20 protein-coding genes and 1 pseudogene are annotated in these 21,949 nt (G+C 68.3%); 12 read left to right on the top strand and 9 right to left on the bottom strand.

The window, feature by feature from the left end:
- Positions 1–5: 5 nt before the first annotated feature.
- The gene (locus EET13_RS06625) at positions 6–1,394 is read left to right on the top strand and encodes an FAD-dependent oxidoreductase (RefSeq protein WP_122441527.1); all 1,389 of its coding nucleotides are present in this window, start codon (positions 6–8) and stop codon (positions 1,392–1,394) included.
- A gap of 16 nt (positions 1,395–1,410) precedes the next feature.
- Positions 1,411–2,828: pseudogene (locus tag EET13_RS06620) on the top strand (FAD-dependent oxidoreductase); the annotation flags it as partial.
- On the opposite strand, the gene manA reads toward EET13_RS06620, so the two are convergent.
- The 4 genes from manA to EET13_RS06600 form a co-directional block, all read right to left on the bottom strand.
- Positions 2,819–4,045, bottom strand: coding sequence for a mannose-6-phosphate isomerase, class I (manA, locus tag EET13_RS06615; protein ID WP_122441526.1), 1,227 nt, complete (start codon positions 4,043–4,045; stop codon positions 2,819–2,821). The pseudogene EET13_RS06620 and the gene manA sit on opposite strands and share 10 nt — an antisense overlap.
- Before the next feature lie 7 nt (positions 4,046–4,052).
- The gene (locus EET13_RS06610; RefSeq protein ID WP_122441525.1) at positions 4,053–5,153 is read right to left on the bottom strand and encodes a TobH protein; all 1,101 of its coding nucleotides are present in this window, start codon (positions 5,151–5,153) and stop codon (positions 4,053–4,055) included.
- Entirely contained in the window at positions 5,150–6,544 is a 1,395-nt protein-coding gene (locus EET13_RS06605; protein WP_122441524.1) for a phosphomannomutase/phosphoglucomutase, read from the bottom strand. Before EET13_RS06605 ends, EET13_RS06610 begins: the two co-directional genes overlap by 4 nt.
- Positions 6,545–6,640: 96 nt before the next feature.
- Positions 6,641–7,123 carry a DUF3499 domain-containing protein gene (locus tag EET13_RS06600; protein ID WP_211186369.1) on the bottom strand — a complete coding sequence of 161 codons (483 nt, stop codon included), beginning with the start codon at positions 7,121–7,123 and terminating at the stop codon, positions 6,641–6,643.
- Positions 7,124–7,188: 65 nt separating this feature from the next.
- Between EET13_RS06600 and EET13_RS06595 the strand changes: the two genes are divergently transcribed.
- The gene (locus EET13_RS06595) at positions 7,189–7,719 is read left to right on the top strand and encodes a metallopeptidase family protein (protein ID WP_425293642.1); all 531 of its coding nucleotides are present in this window, start codon (positions 7,189–7,191) and stop codon (positions 7,717–7,719) included.
- A gap of 20 nt (positions 7,720–7,739) precedes the next feature.
- Here the strand turns inward: EET13_RS06595 and EET13_RS06590 are convergent, their stop codons facing one another.
- Positions 7,740–8,087, bottom strand: a complete 348-nt coding sequence (locus tag EET13_RS06590) for a WhiB family transcriptional regulator (RefSeq protein ID WP_122441535.1) — start codon at positions 8,085–8,087, stop codon at positions 7,740–7,742.
- Between the two features lie 363 nt (positions 8,088–8,450).
- Between EET13_RS06590 and cofD the strand changes: the two genes are divergently transcribed.
- The 4 genes from cofD to EET13_RS06565 are packed head-to-tail and all read left to right on the top strand — an operon-like array spanning position 8,451 to position 12,896.
- Positions 8,451–9,440, top strand: coding sequence for a 2-phospho-L-lactate transferase (gene cofD, locus EET13_RS06580; protein ID WP_122441522.1), 990 nt, complete (start codon positions 8,451–8,453; stop codon positions 9,438–9,440).
- The gene (locus EET13_RS06575) at positions 9,437–10,777 is read left to right on the top strand and encodes a coenzyme F420-0:L-glutamate ligase (protein WP_122441521.1); all 1,341 of its coding nucleotides are present in this window, start codon (positions 9,437–9,439) and stop codon (positions 10,775–10,777) included. Before cofD ends, EET13_RS06575 begins: the two co-directional genes overlap by 4 nt.
- Entirely contained in the window at positions 10,774–12,351 is a 1,578-nt protein-coding gene (locus tag EET13_RS06570) for an Eco57I restriction-modification methylase domain-containing protein (protein ID WP_122441520.1), read from the top strand. Before EET13_RS06575 ends, EET13_RS06570 begins: the two co-directional genes overlap by 4 nt.
- Positions 12,348–12,896 (top strand): NUDIX hydrolase, encoded by a 549-nt coding sequence (locus EET13_RS06565; RefSeq protein WP_122441519.1) that lies wholly within the window; start codon positions 12,348–12,350, stop codon positions 12,894–12,896. The genes EET13_RS06570 and EET13_RS06565 overlap by 4 nt, the downstream gene beginning before the upstream one ends.
- 54 nt (positions 12,897–12,950) lie before the next feature.
- Here the strand turns inward: EET13_RS06565 and manB are convergent, their stop codons facing one another.
- Genes manB through rfbD form a run of 3 tightly spaced genes read right to left on the bottom strand, consistent with a single transcriptional unit; the run spans position 12,951 to position 15,829 of the window.
- Positions 12,951–14,030, bottom strand: a complete 1,080-nt coding sequence (manB, locus tag EET13_RS06560; protein WP_122441518.1) for a mannose-1-phosphate guanylyltransferase — start codon at positions 14,028–14,030, stop codon at positions 12,951–12,953.
- A gap of 1 nt (position 14,031) precedes the next feature.
- Complete coding sequence (locus tag EET13_RS06555) at positions 14,032–14,922, bottom strand: glycosyltransferase family 2 protein (protein ID WP_122441517.1); 891 nt, start codon at positions 14,920–14,922, stop codon at positions 14,032–14,034.
- Entirely contained in the window at positions 14,915–15,829 is a 915-nt protein-coding gene (gene rfbD, locus EET13_RS06550) for a dTDP-4-dehydrorhamnose reductase (protein WP_122441516.1), read from the bottom strand. The genes EET13_RS06555 and rfbD overlap by 8 nt, the downstream gene beginning before the upstream one ends.
- 67 nt (positions 15,830–15,896) lie before the next feature.
- On the opposite strand from rfbD, the gene EET13_RS06545 reads away from it, so the two are divergent.
- Both EET13_RS06545 and EET13_RS06540 read left to right on the top strand, forming a co-directional pair.
- Positions 15,897–17,378, top strand: a complete 1,482-nt coding sequence (locus tag EET13_RS06545) for an LCP family protein (protein ID WP_122441515.1) — start codon at positions 15,897–15,899, stop codon at positions 17,376–17,378.
- Positions 17,366–18,091 (top strand): TIGR03089 family protein, encoded by a 726-nt coding sequence (locus EET13_RS06540; RefSeq protein ID WP_211189031.1) that lies wholly within the window; start codon positions 17,366–17,368, stop codon positions 18,089–18,091. Before EET13_RS06545 ends, EET13_RS06540 begins: the two co-directional genes overlap by 13 nt.
- A gap of 92 nt (positions 18,092–18,183) precedes the next feature.
- Here the strand turns inward: EET13_RS06540 and EET13_RS06535 are convergent, their stop codons facing one another.
- Positions 18,184–18,471: a hypothetical protein gene (locus tag EET13_RS06535; protein WP_244603795.1), complete on the bottom strand. Its 288-nt coding sequence runs from the start codon at positions 18,469–18,471 to the stop codon at positions 18,184–18,186.
- Positions 18,472–18,765: 294 nt separating this feature from the next.
- On the opposite strand from EET13_RS06535, the gene EET13_RS06530 reads away from it, so the two are divergent.
- The 3 genes from EET13_RS06530 to EET13_RS06520 all read left to right on the top strand — a co-directional run.
- A complete protein-coding gene (locus EET13_RS06530) occupies positions 18,766–19,047 on the top strand; it encodes a DUF1490 family protein (RefSeq protein ID WP_122441533.1) in 282 nt (93 codons plus the stop codon).
- Positions 19,048–19,079: 32 nt separating this feature from the next.
- A complete protein-coding gene (gene ctpC / locus EET13_RS06525; protein WP_122441514.1) occupies positions 19,080–21,221 on the top strand; it encodes a manganese-exporting P-type ATPase CtpC in 2,142 nt (713 codons plus the stop codon).
- Positions 21,222–21,463: 242 nt separating this feature from the next.
- Positions 21,464–21,949: PE family protein (locus EET13_RS06520; protein ID WP_244603794.1), on the top strand; the 486-nt coding region annotated here is incomplete at its 3' end.

The raw sequence follows: 21,949 nt of genomic DNA, 5'->3' as shown, positions 1-21,949 counted from the left end.
CGGGGATGAGCGCGAGCGTCGCAAACAGCGCCGCCAACCCCCGGGACCACGCGGTGGTCGTCGGCGCCAGCATCGCCGGGTTGTGCGCGGCCCGGGTGCTCGCCGACTTCTACCGGAACGTGACCGTCTTCGAGCGCGACGACCTGCCGGACACACCGTCGAATCGCGCCGCGGTCCCCCAGGACCGGCATCTGCATCTGCTGATGGCCCGCGGCGCGCTGGAGTTCGAGGCGCTGTTCCCCGGTTTACTGGCGGACCTGGTGGCAGCCGGCGTGCCGATGCTGGACAACCGCCCAGACGGCATCTACCTCGGCGCGGTGGGCCACGTCCTGGGCATCGGCGCGCAACTGCGTCAGCCATTCACCGCCTACCTGCCCAGCCGTCCTCACCTGGAATGGCAGCTGCGGCGACGGGTCCGTGCCCTGGCCAACGTCGAGATCCGGCACCGCAACGTCGGCGAGCCGCGCTTCGACAGCGCCCGCGAGCGCGTAACCGGTGTGCTGCTACCGGCCGGTGATCCGGCGTTCGTCGCGGCCCACCTGATTGTCGATGCGACCGGTCGCGGCAGTCGGCTGCCGGTGTGGTTGGCGCAGTGGGGATATCAGCGCCCGCCCGAGGAAACCGTCGACGTCGGCATCGGCTACGCCAGTCACCGGCTGGCCATCCCCGACGGGCTGATCCGGGAGAAAATCGTGGTCACCGGTGTCGGCCCGACGCAATCGCTGGGCCTGGGCATGTTGTGCAACGAGGACGGCACCTGGATCTTGACGACATTCGGGGTTGCCAACGCCAAGCCGCCCGCGACCTTCGAGGAGATGCGTGAGCTCGCTTACCGGCTGCTGCCGGCCCGATTCGCAAGTGCGCTGGCGCAGGCCCAGCCCGTCGGCGAGCCTTCCTTCCACGCCTTCCCGGTCAGCAGATGGCGCCGCTACGACAAGCTGAGTCGCTTCCCGGGCGGGATCATCCCGCTCGGGGATGCCGTGGCCAGTTTCAACCCGACCTTCGGGCAGGGCATGACCATGATCGCACTGCAGGCCGGCCGGTTGCGCCAGGCGCTGCGATCCCCGCCAAAATCCGCAAACAGCGAGCGGGCCGGCGACTTCAACCGCGCCACCGCCCAGATCACCAGACCCGTGTGGACCATGAACGCGATCGCCGACCGGTGCTTCCAACACGCCGAGGGACCCATGCCCAGGTGGTACCGGCCGGTCGGCGCGCTCTATGACCAGTTCCTCGGCGCCGCTGAAACCAATCCGGTTCTGGCCGAATGGTTCTTGCGTCGAATCTCGCTGCTCGACAGCCTGTACACGGTGCCGTCGGCGCCCATTATCGGCCGGACCGTGGCGCACAATCTGCGGCTGTGGCTCCGCGAGCGGCGGCATGGCCGGCGCTAGCCGGTACGCTGCGGGAATGCGGGGGAGCATAGCCGGAACGGCCAACACCAGAGACCACGCCGTCGTCATCGGCGCCAGCATCGCGGGTTTGTGCGCGGCGCGCGTGCTGTCCGATTTTTTCGGCCGGGTGACCGTTTTCGAGCGTGACGAGCTGCCGAGCGCACCGGCCAACCGCGCCACGGTTCCCCAGGACCGCCACCTGCACATGCTGATGGCCCGCGGCGCAGACGAATTCGAGAGCCTCTTCCCAGGCCTACTGAACGACATGGTCGCCGCCGGGGTGCCCATGCTGGAGAACCGGCCGGACTGCATCTACTTCGGCGCCGCGGGCCATGTCCTGGGGACCGGGCACACCTTGCGCAGAGAGTTCACCGCCTATGTGCCCAGCCGGCCGCATCTGGAATGGCAGCTGCGACGGCGAGTGCTCGGCATCGACAACGTCGAGATCGTGCGACGACTGGTCACCGAGCCGCGCTTCGAGCCCGCCCGTCAGCGGGTGAGCGGGGTGCTGCTGGCTCCCCGTGACGACGGTGGCTGCGGCGATCCCGAATTCCGGGCTGCCGATCTTGTCGTCGACGCGGAGGGGCGGGGCACCCGGCTACCGGTGTGGTTGGCGCAGTGGGGGTTTCAGCGCCCGGTCGAGGAAACCGTAGACATCGGCATCAACTACGCCAGCCACCAGTTCCGCATCCCCGACGGGCTGCTGCGGGAGAAGGTCGTGGTCGCCGGTGCCTCACATGACCAGTCGCTGGGGCTGGGCATGCTCTGTTACGAGGACGGCACCTGGGTGCTCACCACCTTCGGGGTAGCCCACGCCAAGCCGCCGTCGACCTTCGCCGACATGCGTGCGCTTGCCGAGCGGCTGCTGCCGGCCCGATTCACGCACGCGCTGGCGCAGGCCGAACCCCTCGGCGGCCCGGTGTTCCACGCATTCCCGGCCAGCAGGTGGCGCCGCTACGACAAGCTGCAGCACTTCCCGGCGGGCATCATCCCGTTCGGTGACGCCGTGGCCAGCTTCAACCCCACCTTCGGGCAGGGCATGACGATGACGTCGCTGCAGGCCGGCAATCTGCGCCGCGCCCTGCGATCTCCCACGAAAAGCCTTGCGGCCGAATTCACCCGGCTCACCAGGAAAACGACCTACCCGGTGTGGATGATGAACGCCATCGGCGACATCACCTTCCATCACGGTGTCGCCGGGCCTGTCCCGTGGTGGTGGCGGCCATCCGGTAAGTTGTTCGACCAATTCCTCGGTGCTGCCGAAACGAATCCCGTTCTGGCCGAATGGTTTCTGCGCCGGTTCTCGCTGCTCGACAGCCTGTACATGATTCCGCCGCCGGGGATCGTCGGCCGGGCCATGGCCCACAACATGGGGCTGTGGCTCGGCGAGCGCCGTCAAGCCGTCAAAGACCGGCGTCAGGCCGTCACAGCCCTACGGTAGCCCGGAACAGTTTCGTCGGCTCGTGCGCAAGCAGCCGGATCGGGCCGTCGTCGGCGGCCACCCAGGCGGCCATGCCCTGCTTGAGAGTCAACGACTTCGACTTTCCATGAACCATCGTCGAACCCTGGGTGCACAACAGGATCTGTGGGCCCTCGTGGCTGCAGGGCGCGTCGATCTCGTGGCCGAGCTGATCCGCGTCAAGCGCCAGCAACCCGACCGCGAACTCCTTCGCCGGAGTGTCGTAAACCAGCTCCAGCCCGTCGCGCCGGATCGCGGGCCGCAGTTCGGACTCGACGGTGGGGGTGAAGTCCAGCACCCGCAGCAGCTCCGGCACGTCGACGTGCTTGGGCGTCAAGCCACCACGTAATACGTTGTCGGAGTTGGCCATTACCTCAACCGCAAAGCCACGCAGATAGGTGTGCAAGTTGCCGGCCGCCAAAAAGATCGCCTCCCCCGGCGACAGGCTGATCCGGTTGAGCAACAACGCCGCCAGCACCCCCGCGTCCCCGGGGTAGCGCTCCCCCAGCTCCAGCACGGTCTTGACTTCCGCCGCGAATTCCGTCTCGCCGGAACTGATGTAGTGGATGGCGCCCTCGAGCACGGCGGGCACCAGCACGTCGATGTCGGGCTGGGGCGCGGTGATCCAGGTGGTGAACAGCGCACGCAGCCCGTCGGCGTCGGACTGGTCGCTAAGCAGGTCGATGAACGGGTCGAGGTCGGACACCGCCAGCGCCTGCAGCAATTCGCGGGTGCGGGCGGCCTGACGGAATCCGGCCAGTGCCTCGAACGGCTGCAATGCCACCAGCAACTCGGGCTTGTGACGGGTGTCGCGGTAGTTGCGCACCGGTGACGCCACCGGAATGCCCAGCCGTTCCTCCCGGAGGTAACCCTCGACCGCCTGCTCGGCGCTGGGGTGGGCCTGCAGGGACAGCGGCTCATCGGCGGCCAGCACCTTCACCAGAAACGGGAGCACATCGCCGAACCGGGCGCGCGCCCCGTGTCCGAGCTGCCCCTCCGGATCGACACTCACGGCTTCCAGCAGCGAGGTTTCGCCCGCGTCGGTTTCCAGCCAGGCGGGGTCACCGGGATGCGCACCGAACCAGAGTTCGGCCTCCGGGTGGGCGGCCGGCACCGGCCGCCCGGTGAATTCGGCGATAGCGGTACGCGACCCCCAGGCGTATGTCCGTAACGCTCCGCGTAGCAGTTCCACCTTGTATCTATCCCCGCACCAGTCGCAAATACACCGCGGCCATCTCCAGCCGAACGGCCAATATTGCCAGTTGCTGTTCGGCACGCTGAGCATCGGCCGGTATGAGCACACCATCAGAGCCGGCCAGGCTCGGGTCCTGCGCCCCGCCCTCGGCCATGACCACCGAGACATCGTCGAGCCCGGCGATGCGGGCACCCACCACCGCTGCTTCCCCGGCCAGCGTCAGCGCCAGCACCCGCATCCGCTCGGGCAGCGGGCCGTCGATCTGCTCGTCGTGAAACAAAGAATCCCCGGAATAACCCGCATCGCTGGCGGCCGCACCCGCCCGCAGCGCCACCACCGCGTCGGCCAGCCAGGCGGCCGCCGCCACCTGATGCGCGATCCGCAGCAGCACCGAGCTGCCGTGCCGGGCCAGGGCCAGGGTGGCGGCGTTGTCACCGGTCAGCGCGACCCGGCGCCCAGCTACGCGCGCCGCAAGCGTCTTGGCCGGGTTGGTGAACAGCTCGCGACCGGCACTGTTGTGCAGCGCCTCGGCGTCGAGCTCGTCGGCCAGCGCGGCCAGGTCGATGCGCAGCCTGGGGTCCACGGTGCTCAGGGCGGCCAGGCCCGCGGCCAGGTAGCGGCACAACCCGAACTCGTCGGGAACCCGTAGTCGTGGTTCCAGCACCGCGACGCGACCGGCCGTGGAGTCACGCAGCGGACCCGCATAGGGCGCCACCACCACCACCCGCGCACCTCGGCGTACCCCGGTCGCGGCCGCTGCGACCAGCGCGGGATCACCGGGGTCGTCGCCGGCGACGACGAGCACGTCGAGCGGACCCACCCAGGGCGGCGCCTCCCTGGCCAGTGCTATCGGCTCGGCGGCCGCGCCAGCCAGCGTCGAGACCAGCATGGCCCCGGCGGTCTCGGCGGTACCCCGCCCCGCCACCCAGATCACCGTGCGCGGCCGGTCGCCGGCGCGCAGTAAGTCCAGTTCGCCTTCGTCGTGTGCGGCGGCAATGGCACGCACCTGCGCACCGGCGGTCGACGCGGCCCGCAACAGGCCGTCCCGGTCGGCGGCGATTAGGCCGTCGGCGTCTTCGAGATCGACCGACTGGAGCGCGCTCATGGTCCCGCCTCCGCCGAGGGCGCAGCCGCGATTTCCCCGCTGACCTGTTTCACCACCGCGTCGACATCTTCGGCCGTGCGGGCCTCCACGTTGAGCCGCAGCAGCGGCTCGGTGTTGGAGCTGCGCAGGTTGAACCAGCTGTCCTCCCCCAGATCCACCGTGACCCCGTCGAGATGGTCGATGGATTGCACTCGGTTGCCGAACGACTTCAGTACGGCCTCGACGCACGCCTCGGCGTCGGCCACGTGGAAGTTGATCTCGCCGGACGACTCATAACGTTGGTAGTCGGCGGTCAGCTCTGACAACGGCCGGTCCTGCTCCCCTAGGGCGGCCAGGACATAGAGTGCGGCCAGCATTCCCGAATCCGCGCCCCAGAAGTCGCGGAAATAGTAGTGCGCCGAGTGCTCGCCGCCGAAGATTGCGCCGGTGTCGGCCATCAGCGCCTTGATATAGGAATGGCCGACCCGGGAACGCAGCGGTGTGCCGCCGCGCTCGATGACCAGCTCGGGCACCGCGCGGGAGGTGATCACGTTGTGGATGACGGTGGCGCCGATCTCCCGGCCGAGTTCGCGCGCGGCCACCAGGCTGGTCACCGTCGACGGCGACACGGGATGGCCGGTCTCGTCGACCACGAAGCAGCGGTCGGCGTCGCCGTCAAAGGCCAGGCCGATGTCGGCACCGGTGTCGCGCACATAGGTCTGCAGGTCCACCAGGTTGGCCGGGTCGAGCGGGTTGGCCTCGTGGTTGGGAAACGAGCCGTCGAGCTCGAAGTACAACGGCAGCAGCGTGATCGAGCCGACGGGGCCCAGCACGGCCGGTGCGGTGTGACCGGCCATTCCGTTGCCGGCGTCCACGGCCACCCGCAGCGGCCGCAGGTCGGCCGTGCTGACCAGCGACCGCAGGAACTTCCCGTAGTCGTCCAGCACGTCCCGGTCGGTGATGGTGCCGACGGATCCGTGGGCGGACTGGACGCCGTTGACAAGGTCGTCGCGGATGGCGCCGAGCCCGGTGTCGGCGCCTACCGGCTTGGCTCCGGCGCGGCACAGCTTGATGCCGTTGTAGGTGGCCGGATTGTGGCTGGCGGTGAACATCGCGCCCGGGCAGTCCAGCAGACCCGAGGCGAAGTAAAGCTGATCGGTCGACGCCAACCCGATGCGTACCACATCGAGGCCCTGTCGGGTGACCCCGTCGGCAAACGCGGCGGCCAGCGACGGCGAGCTGTCGCGCATGTCGTAGCCGACCACCACCTGCCGTGCACCCTCGGCTTGCATGAGCCGGGCGAAGGCGGCGCCCACGTCCGCGGTCAGCGACTCGTTGATCTCTTCCCCGACCAACCCGCGCACGTCATAAGCCTTGATAACACGATTGATAACCGCGGCGGGCCAAGACATGGCGGGGCTCCTGACGACTGAGGTTATTTGTCCCTTGGCCGCCAGCCTATCGGCCCGCCACAGTCGCGACCCGAGGATGCCCGGGCTAGTCTCGGGCTAGTCGGGTGGGTCGGGCAACACACGCAGGTGTCCACGGCGACGTCCGGAGCGATGCTCGGATGGTGCGAACACGCCGCTACTCGGGGCCTTCACATGAACACCAGCATGAACACCGGCAGAAACGCCCGCGTGGTGTACAGCGGGATCGGAGAAGCCGTTGCGCGGCGAGCCGTTCCCGCCCGGATGGACCACCGAGTAGACGCCGGCACCGACGGGGCCGCCTTCGCGCACCGCATCGGCCAACGCCACCAGATCGTCCTCGTCGGGATTGGTCGGTAGCGGCCCGGCATGACGCACGAGTTCCCACCCGCGCGGTGCGGTGATGCGGCCGGCGTGGCTGACGCACAGATCCCACGAATGCGGTTCACGTGCGGTAGCAAGCGGACCCACAACCGCCGTCGAGTCCGAGTAGACGAACGTCAACGTCGCCACTGCATAGTGCGGACACCCGGGCCGGCAGCAGCGACGGGGTACGTTCACGATCGAAAGGCTATCGTGCGGAAACCCTGCCGAAGCGGCGGACACGCGCATCCGTTCCCGGCGCGATGTGTAACCGTTACCATCGGCGCGTGAGCGATTCCCGCAGCTACCCGCGCAGCGGCCGGCCGGGTGTAGCATCCGCGGCACGCCGGGCCAGGCGCCGGGGGCGCGAGTGGCGTGGTCCGCTGCTGCCGCCGACGGTGCCCGGGTGGCGCAGCCGTTCCGAGCGGTTCGACATGGCGGTGCTGGAAGCCTACGAACCCATCGAGCGGCGCTGGCAGGACCGGGTGTCCGAGCTGGACGTCGCGGTCGACGAGATCCCCCGTATTTCGGCCAAGGACCCCGAGAGCGTGCAGTGGCCACCCGAGGTCATCGCCGACGGGCCGATCCCGCTTGCCCGCCTGATCCCGGCTGGTGTGGACGTCCGCGGCAATGCCACGCGTGCACGAATTGTCTTATTCCGCAAGCCAATTGAACGACGCGCGAAAGACACCCTGGAGCTTGGCGAATTATTGCACGAAATTTTGGTGGCCCAGGTGGCCAGCTATCTGGATGTCGAGCCCACGGTGGTCGACCCGACGATAGACGACGACTGACCAGCTGTCCCGGACCGGATTCAGATGATGCCACGCTTGAGGCGACGGCGCTCACGCTCGGACAGCCCACCCCAGATGCCGAAACGCTCGTCGTGAGCCAGCGCGTATTCCAGGCACTCGTGACGCACCTCGCAGCCAAGGCAGATCTTCTTGGCCTCGCGGGTCGAGCCGCCCTTCTCCGGGAAGAACGCCTCGGGATCCGTTTGGGCACAAAGGGCGCGGTCCTGCCACTGGTCGGCGGGCGGCTCGGTAGGCACCGGCAGCGGCTGGGGCTCGAACGCGTCGGGAACCAGGCTCAAGTGCGGTCGGGCACTCCCCATCGATGACACTGTCGCGGAGCCGGCAGCGGCGTGCGGTGTGCCTCCCATTACGCCCCGAAGGTGCTCATAGGACATGCGTCCGCCTCCTCGCCTAAATAGAGAGTGAATGGTTTGCCGCTGTTTTGATGTGTCGTTAACCCAATTCGAACTAGTGATCGAATCTCGGTCTGCGACACCGAAACCGGCCGGCCAACCGGGAAATGACACTGATGTGATTAGACACGCATTGGGCAGCTGGGTCAAGCATTCCGGCGCATTTCCATACCATCTCGTGATCAAATTTCGGCGATTCTGTTTTGGTTCGGGCTACGGCGTGTCTCGTGCACTTCGTCACAATGCTCGCCGTGGGCCGACGCCGAGCGCGGCAACCCCACCCGGATCCGCCGGCGCTGGCGAGTACTGTCCTGCGATGTGAAGGTCACCGTTCTCGTCGGGGGAGTCGGCGGCGCCCGCTTTCTGTTGGGGGTCCAGCAGTTGCTTGGCCTGGGACAGTTTGCCATACGAGGCAACGACGCGTGCCACGAACTGACCGCTGTGGTCAACATCGGTGACGACGCCTGGATCCACGGGGTGCGGGTCTGCCCGGATCTGGACACCTGCATGTACACCCTGGGCGGCGGTGTGGACCCGCAGCGCGGCTGGGGTCATCGCGACGAAACCTGGCACGCCAAAGAAGAACTCGCCCGCTACGGCGTGCAGCCGGACTGGTTTCAGCTCGGCGACCGGGACCTGGGCACGCACCTGGTGCGTACCCAGATGCTGCGGGCCGGCTACCCACTGTCACAGGTCACCGCCGCGCTGTGTGACCGCTGGCAGCCGGGCGCGACGTTGCTCCCGGTCAGCGACGACCGATGCGAGACCCACGTCGTGATCACCGATCCGGTGGACCAGTCCTCCCGCGCGATCCACTTCCAGGAGTGGTGGGTGCGCTACCGCGCCCAGGTGCCGACCCATAGTTTCGCCTTCATCGGGGCGGAAAAATCCACTGCCACAACAGAAGTGACGACGGCGATCGCCGAGGCCGACATCGTCATGCTGGCTCCGTCTAACCCGGTGGTCAGCGTCGGCGCCATCCTGGCGATTCCCGGAATCCGCGCCGCACTGCGGGCCACCGCCGCGCCGGTCGTCGGATACTCGCCGATCATCGGCGGAAAACCGTTGCGCGGCATGGCCGACGCATGTCTTTCGGTCATCGGTGTGGAGTCCACCGCGGCGGCGGTGGGCCAGCACTACGGCGCACGCACCGGCACCGGCATACTCGATTGCTGGCTGATCGCCGAGGGAGATCAGGCCGATATCGACGGCGTCTCGGTGCAATCGATACCGCTGTTGATGAGCGACCCCAAGGCCACCGCCGAGATGGTAAGCGCCGGGCTGGAGCTCGCGGGTGTGGCGGCGTGAGCGAGCACGGCACCGGATCGGCCGTCGAAATCCTGCCTGTCACCGGGCTTCCCGAATTCCGTCCCGGCGATGACCTGAGCGCGGCGATCGCCACGGCCGCCCCATGGCTGCGCGACGACGACGTCGTGGTGGTCACCAGCAAGGTGGTGTCCAAGTGCGAGGGCCGGCTGGTACCCGCGCCGGAGGCAGAAGAGGAACGAGACCGGCTGCGGCGCAAGCTGATCGACGACGAAGCGGTACGGGTACTGGCCCGCAAGGGCAAGACCCTGATCACCGAGAACCGGCTCGGGCTGGTCCAGGCCGCCGCCGGGGTGGACGGATCCAACGTCAACCGGAACGAATTGGCGCTGCTGCCCGTCGATCCCGACGCCAGTGCGGCTGCCCTGCGCGCCGGGCTGGGTGAGCGCCTCGGTGTCACCGTCGCCGTGGTGATCACCGACACCATGGGCCGCGCCTGGCGCAACGGCCAGACCGATGCCGCGGTCGGTGCGGCGGGCCTGGCGGTATTGCATAATTATGCAGGCAGCCTGGACCGGCACGGCAACGAATTGGTCGTCACCGAGATCGCGGTCGCCGACGAAATCGCCGCCGCCGCCGATCTGGTCAAGGGCAAATTGACCGCGATGCCGGTGGCGGTGGTCCGCGGACTGGCGGTGACCGACAATGGCTCGACGGCCCGGCAACTAGTCCGGCCGGGTGCCGAAGATCTGTTCTGGCTGGGCGCAGCCGAGGCCGTGAATCTGGGCCATCGACAGGCCCAGCTGCTGCGCAGGTCGGTTCGCCGGTTCGGCGCCGAACCGGTGCCGCCGGGGCTCGTGGAGTCCGCTGTCGCCGAGGCACTCACCGCACCGGCCCCGCATCACACCCGGCCGGTGCGGTTCGTGTGGCTGCAGACGCCTGCGCTGCGCATCCGGCTGCTCGACCGGATGAAAGACAGGTGGCGCCGCGATCTGGCCGTCGACGGTAAGCCGCCCGACACGGTCGAACGCCGCGTTGCGCGCGGCCAGATCCTCTACGACGCACCCGAAGTCATCATCCCGATGCTGGTGCCCGAGGGCGCCCACACCTACCCCGACGCGGCCCGCAGCCAGGCCGAACACACCATGTTCACCGTCGCGGTGGGAGCCGCCGTGCAGGCCCTGCTCGTCGCCTTGGCGGTGCGTGGGCTGGGCAGCTGCTGGATCGGCTCGACGATCTTCGCCGCCGACCTGGTGCGGGCGGAGCTGCAGCTGCCCGCCGACTGGGAGCCGTTGGGCGCCATTGCGATTGGCTACCCGCCGGAGTCGCCGGGGCCACGTGAGCCGGTGCCGGCCGAGGACCTGCTGGTCCGCAGATGACAACGTTCGCGGGCAAGGCCGCGGCGTCGGCTAAGAAGGTTCGCGGCGGCTACTACACGCCGCCGGCGGTGGCCCGGTTCCTGGCGTGCTGGGTCTGCGAGGCCGGCCCACGAATCTTAGAGCCCTCCTGCGGCGACGGCCGGATTCTGCGCGAACTCGCCGCCCTGACCTCCCAGGCGCACGGTGTGGAACTCGTCGCAGCCGAGGCCGGCAAGTCGCGGGAATACGCGTGTGTCGACGTCGGCAACTTTTTCACCTGGCTGCACACGGCGCGGCCCGGCAGCTGGGATGGCATCGCCGGCAACCCGCCCTACATCCGCTTCGGCAACTGGGCATCCGATCAACGCGAACCCGCCCTGGACCTGATGCGAAGCGCGGGCCTGCGTCCGACGAAGCTGACCAACGCCTGGGTTCCTTTTGTCGTCGCGAGCACCGCCCTGGTGCGCGAGGGCGGACGGGTGGGCCTGGTGGTGCCGGCGGAATTGCTGCAAGTCGGCTACGCGGCACAGCTACGGGACTTCTTGGTGAGCCACTACCGCGAAATCACCCTGGTCACCTTCGAGCGTTTGGTATTCGACGGCATCCTGCAGGAAGTCGTACTGTTCTGCGGTGTCGCCGGGGCCGGGCCGGCACGGGTACGCACGGTCAACCTCGCCGATGCGGGCGGGCTGGAAGCCGTGGGACTCACCGGCGAGACCGCTCCGGCGCTGCTTCACGAAAAGGAGAAGTGGACCACCTATTTCCTCGATCCACGTCAGATCGAGCGGTTACGCGAGCTCCGCCGGTCCGAGACGATGACCACGCTGGGTTGTCTGGCTCAGGTGGATGTGGGCATCGTGACCGGCCGCAACAGCTTCTTCACCTTCACCGACGCCGAGGCGGGCGCCCTGGGGCTGCGCCAACACTGCGTTGCGCTGGTCTCCCGCAGTGCCCAGCTCAGCGGTCTGGTCTACGACCAAGACTGCCGGGCCAGCGATGTCGCCGCGGGGCACCGAACCTGGCTGTTGGATGCTCCCGTTACCCCCGCCGATCCCGCTGTTGCCGCCCACATTGCCGCCGGCGAGGCCGCCGGAGTTCATCTGGGCTACAAGTGCTCTATCCGCACGCCGTGGTGGCGCACGCCGTCGCTGTGGATTCCGGACCTGTTCATGCTGCGCCAAATCCACCACGCGCCGCGTCTGACCGTCAATGCGGCCGCGGCGACAAGCACCGATACCGTGCATCGGGTGCGAGTCGACCCCACCGTCGATCCGGCATTGCTCGCCGCTGCCTTCCACAACAGCGTGACGTTCGCGTTCGCCGAGATCATGGGCCGCAGTTACGGCGGTGGCGTGTTGGAACTAGAGCCTCGCGAAGCCGAGGACTTGCCGATGCCGTCGCCCGCGAACGTCAGCGCAGAGCTGGCCCGGGATGTCGATCTGTTCCTGAAAGCCAACGAGATCGACAAGGCGTTGGACGTGGTGGATCGTCACGTTCTCATCGAGCGGCTGGGTGTGCCTGCCAGCCTGGTCGCCGACTGCCGAGCGGCCTGGCTGACGCTGCGCGATCGCCGAGGCAAGCGGGGGTTGCGTTGAGCGTCCGGGATTCGGTGATCGCCACGCTCACCGATTGGCAGGCTCCAGATCCGGGCCAGGATTCCTTGCGGCATGCCGTGCTGGCGTTCGTATATGCACGCGCCGACGCGTGCCGGCGCGAGTGCGAAGCCGGCCACGTCACCGCCTCGACGCTGGTGCTCGACGACAGCGGCAGCCGGGTGCTGCTGTGCCTGCATCGCCGTTTCGGTCGTTGGGTGCAGCTGGGCGGCCACTGCGAGGACGACGACCGCGACGTCGTCGCCGCGGCACTGCGCGAGGCCACCGAGGAATCCGGGATCGCCGGTTTGCGGTTGGCGCCCGAACTCGTTGCGGTGCACGTCCATCCGGTCACCTGCTCGCTGGGGGTTCCGACGCGCCACCTGGACCTGCAGTTCATGGCGCACGCGCCGGCCGGGGCGCAGATCGCGATCAGCGAGGAGTCCGAGGACCTGCGGTGGTGGCCAGCCGAGCAGTTACCACCCGGATCCGATCACGCGCTGGCGTACCTGGTCGCCCAAGCGACTCAAGCGCCCCGCCGAGCGTGACGCCAGCGTCACGTTCGCGGTCGAGCGTGACGCTGGCGTCATGTTGGAGGGTGCTCAGACGTCGGACGAGTAGCGGATGCCGCCGTCGGGAATGGAAACCCCGGGCCACACCCGGGCGCCGCGCAGCAACTCGCAGCGGGCGCCGATGTCAGCGCCGTCGCCGATGACGCCGTCGCGGATCAGCGCCCGCGGCCCGATGCGGGCGCCGAAGCCGATGATCGATCGCTCGATCACGCTGCCCGCCTCGACCTTGACGCCGTCGAAGATGACCGCGCCGTCCAGGCGGACTCCTGGTCCGATCTCGGCGCCCCGCCCGACGACCGTGCCACCGATCAGCAGCGCCCCGGGCGAGATCGCCGCGCCGTCATGTACGAGCTGCTCGTCGCGATGGCCGTGCAGGGCCGGCGACGGGGCGATGCCGCGCACCAGGTCCGCCGACCCGCGCACGAAGTCTTCCGGGGTGCCCATGTCGCGCCAGTACGTGGCATCGACATAGCCGCAGATCTTGACTGAGGGGTCGGCGAGCAATGCCGGGAACACCTCGCGTTCCACCGAGACCTCGCGGCCCCGTGGAATCCGGCCGATGATCTCGCGCTTGAACACATAGCAGCCGGCATTGATCTGATCGGTGGGCGGATCTTCGGTCTTCTCGAGAAAGGCGGTGACCCGGCCGTCGGCGTCGGTGGGCACGCAGCCGAAGGCCCTCGGGTCGCCGACGCGCACCAGGTGCAGGGTGACGTCGGCCTGGTTGGTGTCGTGGAAATCCAGCAGCTGGCCCAGGTCGGCCCCAGACAGGACGTCGCCATTGAACACCATCACGGTGTCGTAGCGCAGTTTGCCGGCGACATTGGCGATGCCGCCCCCGGTGCCCAACGGGTTCTCCTCGGTCACGTATTCGATCTGCAGACCCAGCTTGGACCCTTCGCCGAACTCGGCTTCGAAAACCTCGGCCCGGTAGGACGTGCTCAGGATGACGTGTTCGATTCCGGCAGCGGCGATGCGCGACAGCAGATGGGTGAGAAACGGCAGGCCGGCAGTGGGAAGCATGGGCTTGGGCGCGGACAGCGTCAGCGGCCGCAGCCTGGTGCCCTTGCCGCCGACCAGGATCACCGCATCGACTTGCCGAGTTGTCACCTCAGTGCCGCCCTTCTGCTAGCTTCCGGCGCGAGCTGCGCACCATGAGACGGGAACGCACCGCCAGCGATCCCCGCAGCGTCCAGCGCAGCGGCGCATTCCACCAGCCGCCATGCCGATCGGCCAGGAATATATAGGTGCTCTGGTGGTGCGCCGCCAGATGAGTCGCCGGGTCGCGTCCGGTCGAATGGCCCTTGTGGTGCAGGACTTCGGCGGAGGGCACATACACGCTGAGCCAGCCGGCCTTGCCGAGCCGATCTCCCAGGTCGACGTCCTCCATATACATGAAGTACCGCTCGTCGAACCCGCCGACCTGGGTGAAGGCAGAGCGCCGCACCAGCAGGCACGAGCCCGACAGCCAGCCGACAGCCCGTTCACTGGGCTCAAGGTGCTCCTGGCGGTAGGCCTTGGTCCACCTGTTGCCCGGCCACACCGGCCCGAGCACCGCGTGCATGCCGCCGCGGATCAGGCTGGGCAGGTGACGCGCCGATGGGTACACCGACCCGTCGGGATCGCGGATCAGCGGACCCAGTGCACCCGCGTTGGGCCAGCGTTCGGCGGCCTCGAGCAGTGCGTCGATGCTGCCCGGACCCCACTGCACATCCGGGTTGGCCACGATCACCCAGTCCTCGACCCAGCTGTCACCGAGCTGGTCGAGCCGCGCAACGGTGCGGTTGACCGCGGTTCCATAGCCGAGATTGGCCCCCGAGGGCAGCAGCCGCACATTGGGGTAGCGCTCGACGGCGGCCTGCGGGGTGCCGTCGGTAGAACCGTTGTCGGCCAACAGCACACTGACCGGACGCTCGGTGGCCAGCGACAACGACGCCAGGAACCGCTCCAGGTGAGGTCCCGGCGAATAGGTCACCGCTACGACCGGCAAGACGTCAGTCACGCGTAGAGGGTAACGGTCGCTGCGCGGGATGTCCCGGGGCTGCGCCGCACGCTGTCGCCAGCGCTGCGACCAGCGCACTGCGCCAGGGCCGTAGCGGGGTCAAACCGATCGCGGCCCAGTGCTGGCCGCCCAACGCCGAGTAGCTCGGCCGCGGCGCGGGCCGCGGGAACTGGGCGCTGCTGACCGGACGCACCCGGGCGGGGTCGGCACCGCATTCTTCGAACACCGCGCGGGCCTGCCCGAACCGGGAGACCGCGCCCTCGTTGGCGGCATGCAGCACCCGCCCGCGCACGCCGGAGTCGGCCACCTCGAGCAATGCCGCGGACAGGTCGGCCACATAGGTCGGTGATCCGGTCTGGTCGCTGACCACGTCGATCGGGCCGTCGCCGGCGGCCAGCCGGCGCATGACGGCCACGAAGTCCTTGCCGTCGCCGCCGGTGTAGACCCAGGCGGTGCGCACCACGACGGCCTCGGGCGACGCCGCCAGCACCGCCTGTTCGCCGGCGAGCTTGCTGCGGGCATACACACCCCGAGGCGCGGTTGCCTCGCCGGGCTCGTAGGGATGCGGCTGCGCGCCGTTGAAGTCACCGTTGAACACGTAGTCGGTCGAGACGTGGATCAGCCGGGCACCGACACGCGCGCAGGCCCGCGCCAGGTGTTCCGGGCCGCTGGCATTGACGGCGTAGGCGCGTGCTTCGTCGGTCTCGGCGGCGTCGACGTCGGTGTAGGCCGCGCAATTGAGCACGACATCGCCGGTTTGGATGATCGCGCCCGCGGTGCCCGGGTCGGTGATGTCCCACTGCGACGACGTCCGGGCCAGCACCTCGCGGCCCGCGCGAGCCGCCTGCGCAGCCGCAACGCGGCCCAGCTGCCCGCCCGCACCGGTGACCAGGATCCTGCCCAACATGCGATCGAGTCTGGCACGCCGGACCGCGTTACAAGGAAAGTAGCTGTGACACAAGTAGCCTACAGTGATGCCTGTGCAACGTGTGGTTCGTGCGGTATGCACCGCATTGGCCGTCGCGGTCGTCCTCGGCACCGGATTGGCCTGGACCAACGTCCGATCGTTCGAAGACGGCATCTTCCACATGTCCGCGCCCTCGCTGGGGCATGGCGGCGACGACGGGGCGATCGACATTCTGCTGGTCGGCCTGGACAGCCGTACCGACGCCCACGGCAACCCGTTGTCGGCCGAGGAACTGGCGACGTTGCACGCCGGCGACGAGGAAGCCACCAACACCGACACGATCATCTTGATCCGCATCCCCAACAACGGGAAGTCGGCCACCGCGATATCCATCCCCCGCGACTCCTACGTCCAGGCTCCTGGACTGGGCAAGACCAAGATCAACGGTGTCTACGGCCAGACTCGGGAAGCTAAGCGGGCCGGGCTGGTCCAGGCGGGCGCTTCCGCGGCCGAGGCCGCCGCGGCGGGCACCGAGGCCGGGCGCGAGGCTTTGATCAAGACCGTCGCCGACCTCACCGGCGTCACCGTCGACCACTACGCCGAGATCGGCCTGCTCGGCTTCGCGTTGATCGCCGACGCGCTCGGAGGCGTCGACGTCTGCCTCAAAGAGCCTGTTTACGAACCACTTTCGGGTGCCGACTTCCCCGCCGGACGGCAGAAGCTTAATGGGCCGCAAGCGCTCAGCTTCGTCCGCCAGCGCCACGAGTTGCCCCGCGGCGACCTGGACCGGGTGGTGCGCCAGCAGGCAGTGATGGCGTCGCTAGCCCACCGGATCATCTCCAGCAAGACAATGTCCAGCCCCGCCACGCTGAGGCGACTGGAGCAGGCCGTGCAGCGTTCAGTGGTGCTGTCGTCAGGTTGGGACATCATGGATTTCGTCAAACAGATGCAAAGCCTGTCCGGCGGCAACATCGCCTTCGCCACCATCCCGGTGCTCGACGGCGCCGGCTGGAGCGACGACGGGATGCAGAGCGTGGTGCGGGTGGACCCGCACCAGGTTGCGGACTGGGTCGGCGGGCTGCTGCACGAGCAGGATGAGGGCAAGACCGAGCAGCTGGCCTACGCACCGGCCAAGACCACCGCCGACGTGGCCAACGACACCGACATCAACGGACTGGCCGCGGCGGTTTCGGAAGTCTTGAGCGCCAAGGGATTCGGCACCGGTTTGGTGGGCAACAACGACAGCGGCCACGTCAAGAGCAGTCAGGTGCGCGCCGCCAAGACCGATGACCTGGGCGCGCAGCAGGTAGCCAAGGAACTGGGCGGGCTACCCGTCGTCGCCGACTCGTCCGTACCGCCGGGAACGGTCCGGGTGGTACTGGCCAACGACTACACCGGACCCGGTTCGGGTCTCGGCGGCAACGTGAGCGGTAGCGCCGTGACGCCTGCCCGCGCCTCGAATGCCGGTAATGCCGGCAACTCGGACACCGCTCCCCCGCCCTCGCCGATCCTGACCGCCGGCTCAGATAATCCGGAGTGCATCAACTGACCACGCTGTCGGCAGCGATCCTCGACCCGATGCTGCGGGCCGACCCGGTCGGCCCCCGCATCACCTACTACGACGACATGACCGGCGAGCGTATCGAGCTGTCGGCGGCAACCCTGGCGAATTGGGCCGCCAAGACCGGGAACCTGCTGCGCGACGAGCTGGCCGCCGGGCCGGCCAGCCGGGTCGGGGTGTTCCTGCCGGCCCACTGGCAGACAGCGGCCGTGCTGTTGGGGGTGTGGTGGATCGGCGCCGAGGTAGTGCTCGACGGCCCAGCCGACCTGGCTCTGTGCACCCCGCAGCGGCTCGACGAGGCCGACGCCGCGGTTTCCGGCGGCGAGGTGGCGGTGCTGTCGCTGGATCCCTTCGGCCGGCCGGCACCCGACCTGCCGATCGGGGTCACCGACTACGCCACGGCGGTTCGGGTGCACGGCGACCAGATCATTGCCGAGCGCCGCCCCGGGCCGGCGCTGGCCGGCCGATCGGTGGCCCAGGTCCTGGCCGACTGCCGGGACTCAGCAGCGGCGAGAGGTTTGACGGCAGCCGATCGGGTGCTGTCGGTGCTTTCCAGCGCGTCCTGGGCCACACCCGATGAGCTGGTGGACGGCTTGCTCGCGGTTTTCGTTGTCGGCGCCTCGTTGGTCCAGGTGGCCAATCCCGACGCCGGGGTGCTGCAACGCCGGATCGAGACGGAAAAGGTCACCCGAGTCCTGTAACCACCCACCGGCAGCATGGCGGGCTGAAGCCGACACGATCTGCCTCGAGCACCCGGGCGGACCGCAGGACGATGCACCCGGCGAAAGCTGGGTTAAGGCGTCGGATGCGGGCTGCCCCGCCACGGGTACATCGTCTTGGTCGTCACGTCGACAATGCCCTCGGAATTCCAGTACCAGTCGTGGGGAACATTCCAGTCCCAGCTGAGCACCTGACTTCCCGGAGGAGCGGGGTCACCAGGGAACCAGTGCGTGCAGGTCATTCCCGGCGGGCAGTTCCCACCCTGGTAGCTGGGGCCGTCCGCCTGGGCGGTGCCCGACGCAAATACCGCCACGGCAAAACTGGCGGCCACCGTGGCCGCAACTGCCCGCAGTCCATTCATGATGTCTCCTTAGCGCCCGGCGCGACCCGATGACGCGCCTGCCGGAAGCCATTTCAGTGCATCGTGGTTGCTACCGATCCCAACTATGCCGCAGGGAACGCGGACTCGTGCCGGTTACCGACAGATGCCGATTTTGCTGCGCCGCGAGCGAAGGTCTCGGCGGGCGACACCGGCGATCGCCGGTTCGACGTCCCGAGCGGCAATACATATTGATATCGCCATATTTCTATGTTAATTTCGGCACCGCAATCTAGCCCACAGGGTGACGACAAGACCAAAAGAGAGGTTCAAGCAATGGCAGTGCAGGCGCTCTTCGCGAAGGCAGCAACTACGGTGATCACTGGTCTGGCCGGGGTCACCGCCTACGAGGTGTTGAAGAAGGTGGCGGCCAAGGCCCCGTTGCACCAGACCGCTGTGTCGGCTGCGGAGCTGGGCCTGCGTGGCACTCGTAAGGCCGAGGAGGCCGCGGAGTCGGCGCGGCTCAAGCTTTCCGACGTGATGGCCGAGGCCCGGGAGCGCATCGGCGAGGAGGCTCCCACTCCCGCCGTTGCTCACGACCACGACCACGACCACTGACCGACGACATGACCCTGGCTATTCCTCCAGTGATGCCTCATGAACCTGATGAAGTGGTATCCGACGCCGCCGGACGGATGCGGGTCCACGTGGGCTGGGTCCGCGGCAACTCCCGGCGGGCGGTAGCGGTCGAAGAGGCCGTCGCCAAGCAGAACGGCGTGCGGGTGGTGCACGCCTATCCACGCACCGGGTCGGTCGTCGTGTGGTATTCGCCGCGGCGCTGCGACCGCTCGGCGGTGCTGCAGGCGATCAGCGACGCGCAGCACGTCGCGGCGGAGTTCATTCCGGCAAGGGCGCCGCATTCCTCGGAGATCCGCAACGCCGACGTGCTGCGCATGGTCATCGGCGGTGCTGCGTTGGCCCTGCTCGGGGTGCGCCGCTATGTGTTCAAGCGGCCGCCGCTGCTGGGCCCCAGCGGCCGCATGGTCGCCACCGGCGTCACAATCTTCACCGGCTACCCGTTCCTGCGCGGCGCGCTGCGGTCACTGCGCTCCGGCAAAGCGGGCACCGACGCACTGGTCTCGGCGGCCACCGTCGCCAGCTTGATCCTGCGGGAGAACGTCGTCGCCCTGACCGTGCTGTGGCTGCTCAACATCGGTGAATACCTGCAGGATCTGACCTTGCGGCGGACCCGGCGGGCGATTTCGGAGCTGCTGCGCGGCAACCAGGACACGGCCTGGATCCGGCTGCCCGACAGCACCGAAGTCCAGGTGCCCATCGACACCGTACAGATCGGCGACGAGGTCGTCGTGCACGACCACGTCGCGATCCCCGTCGACGGCGAGGTGGTCGACGGTGAGGCCATCGTCAACCAGTCGGCGATCACCGGGGAGAACCTGCCGGTCAGCGTCGTCGTTGGGACACACGTGCACGCGGGTTCGGTGGTGGTGCGCGGCCGCCTGGTGGTGCGCGCCCAGGCGGTGGGCAACCAAACCACGATCGGCCGCATCATCAGCAGAGTCGAAGAAGCACAACAGGATCGTGCCCCGATCCAGACGGTCGGCGAGAACTTCTCCCGCCGGTTCGTGCCCACCTCGTTCATCGTCTCGGCGATTACCTTGCTGATCACCGGGGATGTCCGGCGGGCCATGACCATGCTGTTGATCGCCTGCCCCTGCGCCGTGGGCCTGTCCACCCCGACAGCGATCAGCGCGGCGATCGGCAACGGGGCGCGCCGCGGCATCCTGATCAAGGGCGGCTCGCACCTCGAGCAGGCCGGCCGGGTCGACGCGATCGTGTTCGACAAGACCGGAACGCTGACCGTGGGGCGGCCGGTGGTCACCAATATCATTGCCATGCATAAGGATTGGGAGCCCGAACAGGTGCTGGCCTATGCCGCCAGCTCGGAGATCCACTCCCGGCACCCGCTGGCCGAAGCGGTGATCCGCTCGACCGAGGAGCGCCGGATCAGCATCCCGCCGCACGAGGAATGCGAGGTGCTGGTCGGCCTGGGCATGCGCACCTGGGCCGACGGGCGGACCTTGTTGCTGGGCAGCCCGTCGCTGTTGCGTTCGGAGAACGTCAAGGTCTCCAAGAAGGCTTCGGAATGGGTCGACACGCTGCGGCGCCAGGCGGAGACCCCGCTGCTGCTGGCCGTGGACGGCACCCTGGTGGGGCTGATCAGCCTGCGCGACGAGGTGCGGCCCGAGGCGGCTGACGTGCTGAAGCAGCTGCGGGACAACGGCGTTCGCCGGATCGTCATGCTCACCGGGGACCATCCGGACATCGCCAAGGTGGTCGCCGAGGAGTTGGGCATCGACGAGTGGCGCGCCGAGGTGATGCCGGAGGACAAGCTCGAGGTGGTGCGGGAGCTGCAGGACGACGGTTACGTCGTCGGGATGGTCGGCGACGGCGTCAACGACGCTCCGGCGCTGGCCGCCGCCGACATCGGGATTGCCATGGGCCTGGCCGGAACTGACGTCGCCGTCGAGACTGCGGATGTGGCGCTGGCCAACGACGATCTGCACCGGCTGCTCGACGTGCGCGACCTGGGTGGGCGGGCAGTGGAAGTGATCCGGCAGAACTACGGTATGTCCATTGCGGTCAATGCCGCCGGACTGCTGATCGGGGCGGGCGGCGCGCTGTCCCCGGTGCTGGCCGCGATCCTGCACAACGCATCCTCGGTTGCGGTGGTGGCCAACAGTTCTCGGTTGATCCGCTACCGCCTTGATTGAAACTGGTTACGTCGAGATTGCCGTCATTACTTGTGCCCCACGTCGAGGGCGATCGAAACCACTGATACCGAATAGCGATAGACCCCCGTTTCCTTATTCGGCACTCCACCTAGCTGCGGAGCACTTGGGTTTGTGCGGCTCCGAGAATGGCAAAAGCAGCTCCGCTGTGGCGGGGGGATGGTAGATCTGAAGTTTCGAGGTTTGCGCTGGGGTGGTCGGGTCGGCTCGATGAGAGGATTTGCGTGTTGTATCTGGTGGCGGTGCCCGAGGCGTTGGTGGCGGCGGCTGCTGATGTGGCCGGTATTGGCTCGCTGGTGGGGGCGGCTAATGCGGCGGCGTTGGCGCCGAAGACGGATTTGTTGGCTGCTGGTGGTGATGAGGTGTCGGCGGCGGTGGCGGCGTTGTTTTCCCGCCACGCGGGTGAATATCAGGTGCTCAGTCAGCAGGTGGCGCGGTTTCATGCCGAGTTTGTGCGGACCTTGACCGGAGCCGGGAATGCCTATGCAGCCGCCGAGGCCGCCAGTGCTACTCCGTTGCAGACCCTGGTCGATGACGTGCTGGCGGTGATTAATGCCCCCACCAACCTGCTATTGGGCCGTCCGCTGATCGGCAACGGCCACGACGGGGCTCCCGGCACCGGCGCCAAGGGTGGTGCTGGCGGGATCTTGATCGGCAATGGCGGCGACGGCGGTTCGGGTGCGCCGGGGCAGGCCGGCGGGGCCGGGGGC

The sequence above is a fragment of the Mycobacterium attenuatum genome, assembly GCF_900566085.1.
GTDB classification, from domain to species: domain Bacteria; phylum Actinomycetota; class Actinomycetes; order Mycobacteriales; family Mycobacteriaceae; genus Mycobacterium; species Mycobacterium attenuatum.
This window is presented reverse-complemented; position numbering and strand designations above follow the sequence as displayed.

What these genes read in the sequence shown, in the direction of transcription:
- EET13_RS06625 (WP_122441527.1), top strand. Translation starts at nt 6, where the DNA reads ATGAGCGCGAGCGTCGCAAACAGCGCCGCCAACCCCCGGGACCACGCG.
- EET13_RS06610 (WP_122441525.1), bottom strand. Translation starts at nt 5,153, where the DNA reads ATGAGCGCGCTCCAGTCGGTCGATCTCGAAGACGCCGACGGCCTAATC.
- EET13_RS06605 (WP_122441524.1), bottom strand. Translation starts at nt 6,544, where the DNA reads ATGTCTTGGCCCGCCGCGGTTATCAATCGTGTTATCAAGGCTTATGAC.
- EET13_RS06595 (WP_425293642.1), top strand. Translation starts at nt 7,189, where the DNA reads ATGTGTAACCGTTACCATCGGCGCGTGAGCGATTCCCGCAGCTACCCG.
- EET13_RS06590 (WP_122441535.1), bottom strand. Translation starts at nt 8,087, where the DNA reads ATGGGAGGCACACCGCACGCCGCTGCCGGCTCCGCGACAGTGTCATCG.
- EET13_RS06570 (WP_122441520.1), top strand. Translation starts at nt 10,774, where the DNA reads ATGACAACGTTCGCGGGCAAGGCCGCGGCGTCGGCTAAGAAGGTTCGC.
- rfbD (WP_122441516.1), bottom strand. Translation starts at nt 15,829, where the DNA reads ATGTTGGGCAGGATCCTGGTCACCGGTGCGGGCGGGCAGCTGGGCCGC.
- EET13_RS06545 (WP_122441515.1), top strand. Translation starts at nt 15,897, where the DNA reads ATGCCTGTGCAACGTGTGGTTCGTGCGGTATGCACCGCATTGGCCGTC.
- EET13_RS06535 (WP_244603795.1), bottom strand. Translation starts at nt 18,471, where the DNA reads ATGAATGGACTGCGGGCAGTTGCGGCCACGGTGGCCGCCAGTTTTGCC.
- EET13_RS06530 (WP_122441533.1), top strand. Translation starts at nt 18,766, where the DNA reads ATGGCAGTGCAGGCGCTCTTCGCGAAGGCAGCAACTACGGTGATCACT.
- ctpC (WP_122441514.1), top strand. Translation starts at nt 19,080, where the DNA reads ATGCCTCATGAACCTGATGAAGTGGTATCCGACGCCGCCGGACGGATG.